The organism is Thalassobacter stenotrophicus, assembly GCF_001458315.1.
Classification (GTDB): Bacteria; Pseudomonadota; Alphaproteobacteria; order Rhodobacterales; family Rhodobacteraceae; genus Thalassobacter; species Thalassobacter stenotrophicus.
In genome coordinates, this window is record NZ_CYRX01000009.1 from 133,233 (window position 1) to 145,674 (window position 12,442).

The 12,442-nt window shown below is 56.7% G+C and carries 14 protein-coding genes; 7 read left to right on the forward strand and 7 right to left on the reverse strand.

The features are described 5' to 3' along the window. Positions 1–9 precede the first annotated feature (9 nt). Genes THS5294_RS02760 through THS5294_RS02770 form a run of 3 tightly spaced genes read left to right on the forward strand, consistent with a single transcriptional unit; the run spans position 10 to position 1,563 of the window. Positions 10–408 carry a PTS sugar transporter subunit IIA gene (locus THS5294_RS02760; protein WP_038008054.1) on the forward strand — a complete coding sequence of 133 codons (399 nt, stop codon included), beginning with the start codon at positions 10–12 and terminating at the stop codon, positions 406–408. Next, complete coding sequence (locus THS5294_RS02765; protein ID WP_038008012.1) at positions 405–674, forward strand: HPr family phosphocarrier protein; 270 nt, start codon at positions 405–407, stop codon at positions 672–674. The genes THS5294_RS02760 and THS5294_RS02765 overlap by 4 nt, the downstream gene beginning before the upstream one ends. 19 nt (positions 675–693) lie before the next feature. Beyond that, positions 694–1,563, forward strand: a complete 870-nt coding sequence (locus THS5294_RS02770) for a lysophospholipid acyltransferase family protein (RefSeq protein WP_370736564.1) — start codon at positions 694–696, stop codon at positions 1,561–1,563. On the opposite strand, the gene THS5294_RS02775 is transcribed toward THS5294_RS02770, so the two are convergent. After that, positions 1,560–2,435, reverse strand: coding sequence for a 3-hydroxybutyryl-CoA dehydrogenase (locus THS5294_RS02775; RefSeq protein ID WP_038008015.1), 876 nt, complete (start codon positions 2,433–2,435; stop codon positions 1,560–1,562). The two genes, THS5294_RS02770 and THS5294_RS02775, sit on opposite strands and share 4 nt — an antisense overlap. Before the next feature lie 164 nt (positions 2,436–2,599). Between THS5294_RS02775 and THS5294_RS02780 the strand changes: the two genes are divergently transcribed. Then, on the forward strand, positions 2,600–3,418 hold the full coding sequence (locus THS5294_RS02780; protein WP_058122546.1) for a DUF6473 family protein: 819 nt from the start codon (positions 2,600–2,602) through the stop codon (positions 3,416–3,418). Positions 3,419–3,482: 64 nt separating this feature from the next. Here the strand turns inward: THS5294_RS02780 and THS5294_RS02785 are convergent, their stop codons facing one another. From THS5294_RS02785 to THS5294_RS02810, 6 genes are all read right to left on the reverse strand, one after another. Then, complete coding sequence (locus tag THS5294_RS02785) at positions 3,483–4,409, reverse strand: electron transfer flavoprotein subunit alpha/FixB family protein (protein WP_058122547.1); 927 nt, start codon at positions 4,407–4,409, stop codon at positions 3,483–3,485. Between the two features lies 1 nt (position 4,410). Further along, positions 4,411–5,172, reverse strand: a complete 762-nt coding sequence (locus tag THS5294_RS02790; protein ID WP_038008018.1) for an electron transfer flavoprotein subunit beta/FixA family protein — start codon at positions 5,170–5,172, stop codon at positions 4,411–4,413. A 308-nt stretch (positions 5,173–5,480) separates the two neighbouring features. Beyond that, a complete protein-coding gene (locus THS5294_RS02795) occupies positions 5,481–6,053 on the reverse strand; it encodes a cob(I)yrinic acid a,c-diamide adenosyltransferase (protein WP_058122548.1) in 573 nt (190 codons plus the stop codon). Then, positions 6,053–6,262, reverse strand: a complete 210-nt coding sequence (locus THS5294_RS02800; protein WP_038008020.1) for an HIG1 domain-containing protein — start codon at positions 6,260–6,262, stop codon at positions 6,053–6,055. The genes THS5294_RS02795 and THS5294_RS02800 overlap by 1 nt, the downstream gene beginning before the upstream one ends. 33 nt (positions 6,263–6,295) lie before the next feature. Next, positions 6,296–7,120 (reverse strand): SDR family NAD(P)-dependent oxidoreductase, encoded by an 825-nt coding sequence (locus THS5294_RS02805; RefSeq protein ID WP_058122549.1) that lies wholly within the window; start codon positions 7,118–7,120, stop codon positions 6,296–6,298. A 57-nt stretch (positions 7,121–7,177) separates the two neighbouring features. After that, the gene (locus THS5294_RS02810) at positions 7,178–7,594 is read right to left on the reverse strand and encodes an SH3 domain-containing protein (protein ID WP_133244413.1); all 417 of its coding nucleotides are present in this window, start codon (positions 7,592–7,594) and stop codon (positions 7,178–7,180) included. 186 nt (positions 7,595–7,780) lie between these two features. Between THS5294_RS02810 and THS5294_RS02815 the strand changes: the two genes are divergently transcribed. Genes THS5294_RS02815 through THS5294_RS02825 form a run of 3 tightly spaced genes read left to right on the forward strand, consistent with a single transcriptional unit; the run spans position 7,781 to position 12,441 of the window. Further along, positions 7,781–10,078, forward strand: coding sequence for a DNA topoisomerase IV subunit A (locus tag THS5294_RS02815; RefSeq protein ID WP_058122551.1), 2,298 nt, complete (start codon positions 7,781–7,783; stop codon positions 10,076–10,078). A 9-nt stretch (positions 10,079–10,087) separates the two neighbouring features. Beyond that, entirely contained in the window at positions 10,088–11,296 is a 1,209-nt protein-coding gene (locus THS5294_RS02820) for a DUF898 family protein (RefSeq protein WP_058122552.1), read from the forward strand. Beyond that, on the forward strand, positions 11,293–12,441 hold the full coding sequence (locus THS5294_RS02825) for a M48 family metallopeptidase (protein WP_058122553.1): 1,149 nt from the start codon (positions 11,293–11,295) through the stop codon (positions 12,439–12,441). Before THS5294_RS02820 ends, THS5294_RS02825 begins: the two co-directional genes overlap by 4 nt. The last annotated feature ends 1 nt before the right edge of the window (position 12,442 follow it).

Here is a 12,442-nt window from a genome sequence, read left to right on the forward strand (position 1 = left end):
AACCCACAGGTGATTGGGATCGTCATCGTTGCCCACGGGGGGCTTGCACGGGAGTACCTGGCTGCGATTGAACATGTCGTTGGCCAGCAGACCGGTATTGTTGCGATAGCCATAGAGCCTGATCACGACAGAGATGTGAAAAAATCTGAAATTTGTGCAGCGGCGAATGATGTTGATACCGGCGACGGTGTTGTGGTCGTCACTGACATGTTTGGCGGCTCCCCCTCGAACCTATCGTTGCCTGCGTGCATGGCCGCCGATCGGCGTATTCTGTACGGCGCGAACCTTCCGGCTCTGATTAAGCTTGCCAAGTCTCGTGGGCGCTCAGTCGGTGAGGCGGTCGATTTGGCGCGCGATGCCGGACGACGGTACATCAACAGTTTTGATGCAACGGCGGGCAACGCATGACGGCAAGAACCCTATCCATCGTGAACCAAAAAGGCCTGCACGCACGGGCTTCAGCTAAGTTTGTTGAGTGTGTTGAAGGTTTTGATGCCTCTGCCACGGTCCGCAAAGACGGGCTTGAGGCGTCTGGCGATTCAATCATGGGGCTTTTGATGTTGGCAGCATCCAAGGGAACGACTATTGAGGTCGAAACTTCGGGCGCACAAGCGGATGCCTTGGCCGATGCATTGGCCGACTTGGTAGCCGCGCGCTTTGGGGAAGACGTCTGAACCGGGAGCCCCGTTAGCTTTGGTGGACAATACGCACGAATTAGACGGCGCGGATGGGGTCACGGACCCCAATTACGTGGCCTATGATAAAAAGCGCCTTTCCTACGCCAATACGTTCGAAAACCCGTGGAAAGCCAATACAATACGCGTGATGGAGTGGACGACGGGCAAAATTCGACTGTTGCGCCTGATCCGTCGGTTTGAGCGGGAGGGTGTACAAACCGGGCAGGGGTTTTGGGCGCATGCGCTCAAGGTCATGGGGATTGATCTGATCACTCCCGCGGAACAAATCGCGCGCATCCCAAAGACGGGCCCGGTTATTGTTGTGGCCAACCATCCGCATGGTTTGGTGGACGGCATGGTGTTGGCTGAATTGATCGGTCGGGTGCGAACAGATTACAAAATCTTGACGCGTTCCTTGCTGACTGGGATCCCCGAGATCGAAGAATTCATGATCCCGGTGCCGTTTCCGCACGAAGAGAATTCGTTGAAGAAAAATCTTGAGATGCGCAAAGCCTCGAATGCGCATCTGGAAAATGGCGGTGTGATCGTCCTGTTTCCATCCGGCGCCGTAGCAGCCTCGGAGACGTATTTTGGACCAGCGGTTGAAAAGGAATGGAATCCGTTCACCGCGAAAATGATCCAGAAATCCGAAGCTGTTGTCGTGCCTGTGTTCTTTCCGGGACAAAACTCGCGTTGGTATCAGATTGCGAATATTCTTTCGGCAACCCTGCGTCAGGGTCTGCTGCTGCATGAAGTGGTTTATGCGTTGAACAAACCACAGGCCCCTATTGTGCGCGCACCCATTGACCGATCTGAGATCGCTAGTTGGGCTTCAAACCCACGTGGGTTTGTCGCTTGGTTGCGGGAAAAAACCCTGAAAGATTAGCGGGTTGGGACAGGCGGATTCTGACGATAGTCGTAGAAGCCACGTTCCGTTTTGCGACCAAGCCACCCGGCCTCAACGTATTTCGTGAGCAGTGGGCAGGGGCGGTATTTGGTATCCGCTAGACCGTCATGTAGCACGTTCATAATCGCAAGGCATGTGTCCAACCCGATGAAGTCCGCGAGTTCAAGCGGCCCCATTGGGTGGTTCGCGCCAAGCTTCATGGATTCGTCGATGGATTTAACGTTCCCGACACCCTCATAGAGCGTATAGACCGCCTCATTGATCATCGGCATCAAGATGCGGTTAACGATGAATGCTGGGAAGTCTTCTGCAGTGGCAGCGGTTTTGCCCAGCCGTTCAACCACCTTGCGACAGGCCGAGAAGGTCGGTTCGTCTGTTGCGATCCCACGGATCAGCTCGACCAATTTCATGATCGGCACCGGGTTCATGAAGTGAAAGCCCATGAATTTTTCAGGCCGGTCTGTACGGCTCGCGAGGCGGGTGATCGAGATAGACGACGTGTTAGACGTCAGGATTGTGTGTGGTTGGAGGTGAGGCAGAAGGTCTTCAAAAATCGCCTGCTTTACTGTTTCACGCTCCGTCGCGGCCTCAATGACCAAGTCCGTCGCGCCCAAATCCGGGAGGCGCAACGTGGTTGAAATCCGGCCCAGGGTCGCATCCTGATCGGCTTGTGTGATTTTTTCACGGCTGACTTGGCGTTCGAGGTTTTTGCGAACCGTGGTCATCGCGGCGTCGAGTGAGTCTTGGGAAATATCATTTAGAATCACATCGTAACCCGCCAATGCACACACATGTGCAATGCCGTTGCCCATCTGGCCTGCGCCGACGATGCCGATTTTCTGAATATCCATTCGGGCTCTCCTGCCGTGTGTGGGGTTAAATTACGCGGGATAGCGAAGGGTCACAAGCCACGGTGTTGTTGAAAAAGAATGGTAAATTACTCGGTTAGGCAATCGGTAACGGCTTTGCTGCAATGTCGGGCTTGGGTGAGTCGAACATTGGTGGGAATAGGTAGATGACCTATGAAAGAATGGCGCAGCCCGCGCTTGAGTATTACCCGTGCACCTACGGCGCATCGAAAACACTGTTTCGGGGTCCAAAGAAGGATCGTCGAACACCCTATGTCGCGGTTATTGGGGGTTCTGAAACGTATGGTCGCTACGTGGAACGGCCGTTTTCCGAACTTTTGGAAGATAAGATTGGCCTGCCTTGCGTGAACTTTGGTCAAATGAATGCTGGCGTGGATGTTTTTGCGGCTGATGCGACGGTGCTGGATATGGCCTCAGAGGCGGATATGACAATTGTCCAGGTTTTGCCGGCGCATAACATGTCGAACCGTTTCTATCACGTTCATCCTCGCCGCAACGACCGCTTCTTGAAGCCCTCAGCCCTAATGCAAAATCTGTTTCAAGACGTTGATTTTAGCGAATTCCATTTCACGCGGCACATGTTAGTGACGTTAAAAGCCTGTTCGCCGGATAAGTTCCGGATGATTGAGCAGGAACTGTCTGCGGCCTGGACGGCGCGTATGCGTTTGCTGCTGACGCGGATTACTGGGCGCAAAATGCTTTTGTGGTTGCCGGATGAAACCCCGCCCACACATGGCGCGGAACTTGGGCCAGAGCCGCTTTTTGTGTCTGAGCGCATGGTCGACGATTTACGACCATTGGTTGAGGATGTGTTGCGGTACGACCCTGCGCAAACACGTGCCAATGCGGGTATCCACGGAATGAAAGTACCCGAGATGGAGGTGCCCGTGGCAAAGCAACTTTTGCCCCCGGCGTGTCACGTAGAGATCGCGGAGAAACTGGCGGGTGTTGCCGCTTTCGCTTGAGATTAGCGCAAAAGAAAACGGCCCGCACTGATGCGGGCCGTTTCCAGTAAAGTTTTCAGCGTAATCAGAGCTTTTCGAGAAGTTCTGGTACTGCGTCGAACAGATCAGCAACCAGACCGTAGTCAGCAACTTGGAAGATTGGCGCTTCCTCGTCTTTGTTGATTGCAACGATAACCTTGGAGTCTTTCATGCCGGCAAGGTGCTGAATTGCACCCGAGATACCGACCGCAACGTACAGTTCGGGCGCGACGACTTTACCAGTCTGGCCGACCTGCCAATCGTTCGGAGCGTAGCCCGAGTCGACTGCAGCGCGGGACGCGCCAACGGCGGCGCCCAGCTTGTCCGCGAGGGTTTCGATCATCTTGAAATCGTCCTCGGAGCCAACGCCGCGACCACCAGAGACAACGATCCCAGCGGAGGTCAGCTCGGGCCGGTCGGACGCGGCAACCTTGTCTTCTACCCACTCCGAAATTCCGGAGTTGGCCGCTGCTGCAATGCTTTCCACCGACGCCGAGCCGCCTTCACCAGCTGCATCAAACGTCGCTGTGCGAACTGTCAGAACCTTTGTAGCGTCTGCCGATTTGACCGTTTGGATCGCGTTACCGGCGTAGATGGGGCGCTCAAAGGTGTCTGCGTCCACAACGGCCGTGACGTCCGAGATCACCATTGCATCCAGCAGGGCTGCGATGCGGGGCATCACGTTTTTAGCAGTTGCTGTCGCGGGTGCCACGATGTGGCTGTAGTCACCGGCCATGCCGACAACCAAATCCGCAAGAGGCTCCGCAAGGTCGTGGCCGTAAGCTGCGTCATCAGCGCAGAGAACTTTGCTCACACCGTCGAGTTTCGCTGCCGCCTCTGCCGCGCCGCCGCATCCCGCGGAAGCACACAGTACGGTTACGTCACCCATTGCTTTGGCAGCAGTGAGTGCCTTGGCGGTTGCGTCCACGGCCAAAGTGCCGCCCGAGACTTCTGCAATAAGAAGAACAGCCATCTTAGATCACTCCTGCTTCGTCTTTGAGTTTCAAAACAAGTTCGTCCACGGAACCAACTTTGACGCCAGCTGCGCGCGCTGCTGGTTCAGTTGTTGTGACAACGCTTAGGCGTGGGGTTACGTCAACGCCCAAGTCACTTGGTGTTTTGGTGTCGAGCGGTTTTTTCTTTGCCTTCATGATGTTGGGCAAAGACGCGTAGCGCGGCTCATTGAGGCGCAGGTCCACGGTCACAACGGCAGGCATCTTGACCTTGATTGTCTGCAAGCCGCCGTCCACTTCGCGTGTCACGGTTGCGCTTTCGCCTTCAATCGCCAGTTCGGAGGCGAAGGTCGCTTGGCTCCAACCTAGCAGGGCCGAGAGCATTTGACCGGTGGCGTTCATATCATTATCGATGGCTTGCTTGCCGCAGATCACGAGGCCGGGCTGCTCTTCTTCAACCAGCGCCTTGAGGACCTTTGCGACGGCAAGAGGCTCGATGTCGGTGTGAACGTCGTCGGTGGCCTCGACCAAAATTGCGCGATCTGCGCCCATCGCCAAAGCGGTGCGCAGCGTTTCTTGTGCCTTTGCAACGCCAACGGAAACGACGACGATTTCGTCTACTTGACCCGCTTCTTTCAGGCGGATCGCAGCTTCGACCGCGATTTCATCAAAGGGGTTCATGGACATTTTGACGTTCGCGAGATCGACACCGCTTCCGTCCGCTTTGACGCGAACTTTTACGTTATAATCGATCACGCGTTTCACCGGTACGAGGACCTTCATTGCGCGTTTCTCCTGTTCGACTCGGGCTTTCGTGAAATATTGCCCGAAAATTTCATCGCATTGATAACCACTGTGCACTGCGCGGCATAGAGTAAATTTTTACAACTTGCCACTGTGACGCGGCGATGTTTCCGGCCCTAGGCCTGTGGTGTGTCGTAGCATGTTGGGCGTAGTTATCGTGATGCTTGCGAGCCAATGTAGAGGGCAAAGCCAACACCACTGTCTGGGTCATTTACGCCGTTTTATGTCCCATTTTGTCCTTTGCGCATCGCCTTTTTCGCGGTCAAAGCGATGCGCACAGGGATCAATTATCTATTCGCGCCGGGCACCCAAAGAACGTCATCTTTGCCACCGTCATTCGCAATGCGGCCTGCAACAAAGAACCAATCAGACAAGCGGTTAAGGTATTTCACTGCTGCTGGGTTAATCGCTTCGACTGTCGCTAGCTCAACCGAAAAACGTTCGGCACGGCGCGATACGGTCCGGCACAGATGCAGTTGCGCGGCCAATGCGCTGCCGCCGGGCAGAATAAAGCTGCGCAGGGGTTCAAGTGCCGCGTTCATAACGTCGATTTCGGCTTCGAGCCGCTGGACCTGTGTTTCAGACACGCGCAGCGGTGGATATTCGCTCTCGGCGTCTTTTTCCATGTCGGGGCGGCACAGGTCTGCGCCAAGGTCGAACAGATCGTTCTGGATCGCGGCCAATTGGGCGTCCATTTCACCGGTGCTGTGCTGCCGCGCAAGGCCAACTGTGGCGTTTGTTTCATCCACAGTGCCATAGGCCGTGACCCGCAGTGAGTGCTTTGCCACGCGTGACCCGTTGCCCAGAGCAGTTTCGCCTGCATCACCCGTTTTAGTGTAAATCTTTGATAGAACGACCATTATTGACCTCCGACGCCGCGTAGTAAGAGAAAACCAACCATCAGGGCTACGGCCCCCAACTGGGCATAAAGCCGGAGCCGCATGACTTTATTGGCGTGTTTTTTATTAAAGCCGCCACCGGAGCCAAAGCCACCGATGCCGAACAACAAGATGCCCGCCACAACAAGGCATGCAGCCGCTGCTATGTAGAACAAGGGATCGCTGAACATGTTTATTCCTCTCTTTGGCCGTGACGTAGCGGTCTAGAACCGGCTGGCCACAAAATCTATGCCCGAAGTCGACAAAAGCCGTTTAAGCGTGCCCATCAAGTAGGTGGGAAAGGTCACATAATAGCGTGCGCGTGGCCTTGGTGCCTCTAAGGCGTGGATCAGTTTTTTGGTCACAGCAGTGGGGGGCAGCTCAAATGGGTCAGGCCCAGATGACGTATAAAGTCGCTGTTTGAGCGCTTTGTAATCATCCACCCGGGCGCTGTTTTCCCAGTTGATCCACTTTTCAAAATGGGGAATCGCATTTTCTCGGATCTTGGTTGTGATGGGGCCGGGCTCAATCAGAACCGGGAAAATCTGCGTGCCACGCATTTCTAGTCGCAACGTGTCCGTTAACCCCTCCAGTGCAAATTTGGTCGCGTTGTAGGCCCCGCGCCACGGCAGCGGTGAGAACCCGAGGATGGAGGAGCATTGCACAATGCGGCCATGGCCCTGCGCGCGCATCACCGGAATCACGGCGCGGGTCAGGGTATGATAGCCAAAGAAATTAGTTTCAAAAATCTGGCGTAGCGCGTCGGTGGGTAGGTCTTCGACCAAACCGGGGATTGCATATGCTCCGTTGTTAAAGATCCCGGTCAACGTGCCACCGGTGTGCTTCAGAACATCTTTGAGGGCTGCCTCGATGGTTTCGGGGGTCTCGTAGTCTAACCGTGGGGCGATGAAGCCTTCATCCGAGAGCCGGTCGCAATCAACTTGCTTTCGACAGGCCGCAAAGACCTGCCAACCCCGGTCGCGCAGTGTGTGTGCTGCGTCTAGACCGATGCCGCTGGAACACCCTGTGATCAATATGGATTTTTGCATGGCGCCCTCTTTTCGTGGGGCAACGTAAGGGCAGGCTCAGTGGGGTCAATGGATGCTTTACAGCAATTCGAGAAACTGGGCCGACATGTAGCCGGACAGCCCCGTGTTTAGGTCTCTGATCTCGATCCAACCGTTTTTTTCCGGGCCGAGCGCTTCGATCACGCTCCCCAGCGAGAGGGACATCACAATATCTGTCTGGGTCGAGGGGCCGGTGCGTAGGTTTACGCGGCTTCCGGTGACCGTAAATAGAGGTAACTCTTCCATCGGCACTATCTTTTCTGGTGTCGTTGGTTCCGTGGCGATTTGAAGGGCCAGCACCGGGGGCGGTGCGGCGCGCGCAGTTGTTGGCGTGGGGCGATCCACAGACAAAATCGTGGGCTCCGAATATATCGACACGCTCGCGGCGCGCGGGGCGTTGTCCCTTAGGTTTTGGCCCGATTGGGGTGTCGTGTCGCTGGGCGTGCCCCAAATCATGAAGCCCGCCCAAAGGGTAGCAATCAATATGATAGAAAGGCGAAGCAAAACGCAGCCCTCCGTAAATGGTCAAAATAAAATAAATGTGCAGCAAAAGGCAGCGCTACGAATCTTTGAACACTAACTTACCATTTTTTGGCCGCGTTGTCTGTTTACGCTGGAAATCGCCTACAGTAGACCAAGTACATGAGTGATCCCATCGACACACCCGAAGCCATTGCAGAGCCACTGTCGCGCGCCATTGGGGAGCGCTACCTGACGTATGCGCTGTCCACGATTATGCACCGGGCGTTGCCGGATGCGCGGGACGGGCTGAAGCCAGTTCACCGACGCATCCTCTTTGCGATGCGCGAATTGCGTCTGTCGCCGACGGGTGGCTTCCGGAAGTCCGCCAAGATTTCGGGCGACGTGATGGGCAACTATCACCCCCATGGTGACGCTGCGATTTACGACGCGATGGCGCGCTTGGCGCAGGATTTCGCGGTTCGTTATCCGCTCGTGGACGGGCAGGGGAACTTTGGTAACATCGACGGCGATAACCCCGCCGCTAGCCGGTACACCGAGGCGCGTATGACCGCCGCGGCGGAGGCTCTGCTGGAGGGGCTCAACGAAGACGCCGTTGATTACCGTGACAACTACGATGGCACGTTGCGTGAACCCGTCGTGCTGCCTGCGGCGTTCCCGAACCTATTGGCAAACGGCTCGTCCGGGATCGCGGTCGGGATGGCGACCAATATTCCGCCTCATAACCTCGAAGAGTTGATCACCGCCTGTCTGCACCTCATCAAGACCCCCAATGTTCGTGATGAAACGCTGGTCGACATGATCCCCGGCCCGGATTTTCCAACCGGTGGCGTGCTGGTTGAGCCGCGCGAAAACGTGCTTGAGGCGTATCGGACTGGCCGTGGTTCTTTCCGGTTGCGCGCCCGTTGGGAAGTTGAGGATTTGGGCCGTGGGCAATGGCAAATTGTCGTGACCGAAATCCCGTATCAGGTGCAAAAATCCCGCCTGATCGAAAAGCTGGCCGAGGTCATTCAGACCAAAAAGGTGCCGATCCTTGCGGATGTGCGCGACGAAAGCGCGGATGACATCCGCATCGTGCTTGAACCGAAAACCAAGAACGTGGACCCCGACGTTTTGATGTCGACCCTGTTCCGGGCCAGCGATCTGGAAACGCGGTTCTCGTTGAACATGAACGTGCTGATCGACGGTGTGACCCCAAAGGTTTGCGGCTTGCGTGAGGTTTTGCAGGCGTTTTTGGACCACCGCCGCGTTGTGCTACAGCGCCGCTCACGGCACCGTTTGGCTCAGATCGATCACCGGCTTGAGGTGCTTGAGGGCTTTATCGTGGCCTTCCTCAATCTGGATCGCGTCATTGATATTATTCGATACGATGATGCGCCAAAGCGGGCGTTGATGTTCGAGGACTGGGGCGTCAGCCATGCGCGCGCGCAGGATGAAGCCGACTACATCAGCCCCTTGCCGACCGACCGGTCCGAGGCCCTTAGCGAGGTTCAGGCCGAAGCGATCCTCAATATGCGTCTGCGCGCCTTGCGACGGCTCGAAGAGTTGGCGCTGCTCACGGAACGTGATGCTTTGATGGAGGAGCGCGCGGGTCTAGAGGACCTGCTGGAAAATGATGACGTCCAATGGAAGGCGATCGCGGATCAATTGCGCGAAACGCGTAAACTATTCGGCAAAGGTGTTGAGGGCGGTGCCCGCCGCACAACCTTTGCAGAGGCCCTAGAGATCGCAGAAGTCCCGCTTGAGGCGATGATTGAGCGTGAGCCGATCACGGTCGTCTGCTCCAAGATGGCTTGGGTGCGGTCAATGACCGGGCACATCGATCTTGCGCGTGAGCTAAAGTTCAAGGACGGCGATGGTCCCCGCTTTATGTTCCATGCGGAGACCACGGATAAGCTGCTGGTGTTTGGCTCTAATGGGCGTTTCTACACCGTTCTGGCCGCGAATTTGCCCGGCGGGCGCGGCATGGGTGAGCCTTTGCGCCTGATGGTAGACCTGCCCAACGAGGTCGAGATTACGGACATTCTGATTTACCGCGCTGGGGGTAAGCTGTTGGTTGCCTCAAGTGCGGGTGACGGATTTGTCGTCGCGCAGGACGATGTGGTGGCCCAAACGCGGTCGGGTAAACAGGTGCTTAACGTGCGAGGTGATGTGCGCGCGACCGTCTGTGCGCCCGTGGCAGGTGATCATGTCGCCGTCGTCGGCGAAAACCGCAAAATGTTGGTTTTCGCACTTGATGAATTGCCGGAAATGGCACGCGGCAAGGGCGTCCGATTGCAAAAGTATAAGGACGGCGGCCTCACGGATGCGCGGACCTTCACGCTCGCCGATGGCCTTAGCTGGCTCGATCCCGCGGGCCGGACCCGTACCGAGACAGACCTAAGCGAATGGACATCCAAACGTGCTTCGGCCGGGCGGATGGCGCCACGTGGCTTTCCGCGGGATAACACCTTTACCTAAGGCACCGAGATGGCCGATGACACGCTGGAAACTGCCGTAAAAGGAGCGCGGATCGACCTGCTGGGGTTGGTGCTCAAGACCGGTAGTTTGATGGTTGTGACCCTCGGGCTTTATTCATTTTGGGCGCGGACCCGGTTGCGCCGGTGGCTGTGGTCTAGTGTGCGCCCGGGCGGTATGCCGTTAGAATACACGGGCCAACCGCTCGAAAAACTGATCGGTTTCTTTGTCGCGGCTGTGCTCCTGGTGTTCTACGTGGGCCTCGTGATGATGCTCATCCTCTTCGCGAGCCTCAATCTCACCGGTGACACGACGCCCGGATTTATCGCGGCCCTTGCGCTGATCCTACCGCTTTATTTCATCGCCCAGTACCGGGGCCGAAGGTATCTGGTAAACCACACGTCATGGCGCGGGCTCACGTTTTCTATGGAACCCGGCGCGTTTGGCTACATGTGGCGGGCGTTCCTTTACTATGGGCTGGCGATTGCGTCGCTCGGCTTGCTTTTGCCACTGGCGACGTTTCGGTTGCGCAAATTTATGGTGGATCGCACGTGGTTTGGGGATCAGCCGTTTTTCCAAAGTGGCCGGTTCACTATGCTTTATGCGGCCTACCTACCGTTCTTGGTCTTTGGTTTGGCGACAATTGGGTTGCCCGCTGCGGCGTCCTTTAACGGAACGCCCGGTAACCTAGGCTGGCTGTTTATTACAGTGCCGGGCATGGTCTTTGGGTGGATTTACTACCGGGTTGCAAGCTTTCGGATGTTGATGTCCGAGACGCTTTATTCCGGCGGGACTGAACTCGAAATTCATCCGCGCACGGGCAAGATCATCAAAATCCATCTACTCGGCAACCTGATCATCTTCCTTATTCTTTCGATCCTTGTACCGATCCTCGTGGCGATGCTGTTCGCGATCTTTGGGGCCTTGGGGGCGAGCCTTCCCTCCCAAGACATCCTGACCGAGGAATTCTCACTGGGGGCGCTGTTCAACCTGCCAGAATGGATCATCCTCGCGAGCACCATTCTGATCTACTTCAGCTTTTTCGTCCTGCGGGCGCAGTTCAAACATGTGTTTGTGACGTTCCCGATGTTGCGGCATGCGGCTGAAACGCTGCTGGTGCATGATGCCAGCGTGATTGCCGCGACCCGGCGTGGGGCGGATCATCACATGGCAGATGCGGATGGGCTGGCGGGCTTCTTTGATTTTGGGGGCGGCATATGAATACGTCCCAGCCCCCCTCGGATGAGCATTTCGGCGACTACTATGACGGTGAGCGTGCGCTAGCGCAGCGTGTTGCCGTTCGCGAAGATCATGGCGATTACGGCGATGTGCTGGTCCTCGATCTGCCTGACGGGCAGAACGTCGTGTTGTGGCCTTGCGCTGCGGTGCGCACGCTGCCGGATCAGTCGAATTACGACACGCTGACGATCGGGTTAGACGACAACACCAGCGCGCGCTTGGTCCTGCGGGATCCGGTCGCTTGCGCGATGGTGGCGCGGGCCTGCCCGAACCTAGGCACTCCTTTGCGTCCACCCTCAAAGTGGCGGCAAGCGATCACGGCGGCCACAGTTGGCGCTGTATCCGTGGCCGCTCTGATCTTGGTGGTGTTGCCGATGCTTGCGGGCGTTCTGGCGGGTTTCACCAATGTGCGTGCTGAGCTGAAAATGGGGGAGACCCATTTCGAACTGACCCGCAGCGCGTTTTCGCCCAGCAATACGCCGTTAAAGTTCTGTGCAGCGCCTGATGGGGTGGCTGCGATGAACAAGATCACTGCGCGTATCGCCGATGGCGTTGCCTTGCCCTATCCGCTCAAGGTGGCGGTTTTGGATGATCGCGCCAACCAAATCCCCAATGCCTATGCTTTGCCCGGGGGCTACATTACGTTTTTCGATTCGCTCATCCAACTCTCCGAGAGCCCGGATGAAGTCGCGGCCGTGTTCGCCCATGAATTGGGTCACGTCGTGTTGGACCATTCTGTCGCCAGCGTGTTGGAGCGGATGACGACCTTTGTCATCGTCTCGCTCTTGTCTGGTGATTTCACAGGGGCGGCGGGTTTGGGGGCTGGTATCATCAGTTCAGGTTATTCACGTGCAGCTGAAACAGAGGCAGACGTCTACGCGCAGGAGCGGTTGACTGACGTGGGCCTGCCACCCGCCGCCTTGGGCAGCTTGTTTGCCCGGATGTCCGAAGATCATCCGGAAGTTACAGGCGTCTTGGCGCATCTGTCTTCGCACCCCGAGATGGCCGCCCGGATCCAAGCCGCCGCTGCGGCGGACACCGGCACCGCGACTGCACCCGCTTTGTCAGACACAGAATGGCAAGCCCTGCGCGATATTTGCAGTGTTGTGTCGGATGACGCGCCCTAGC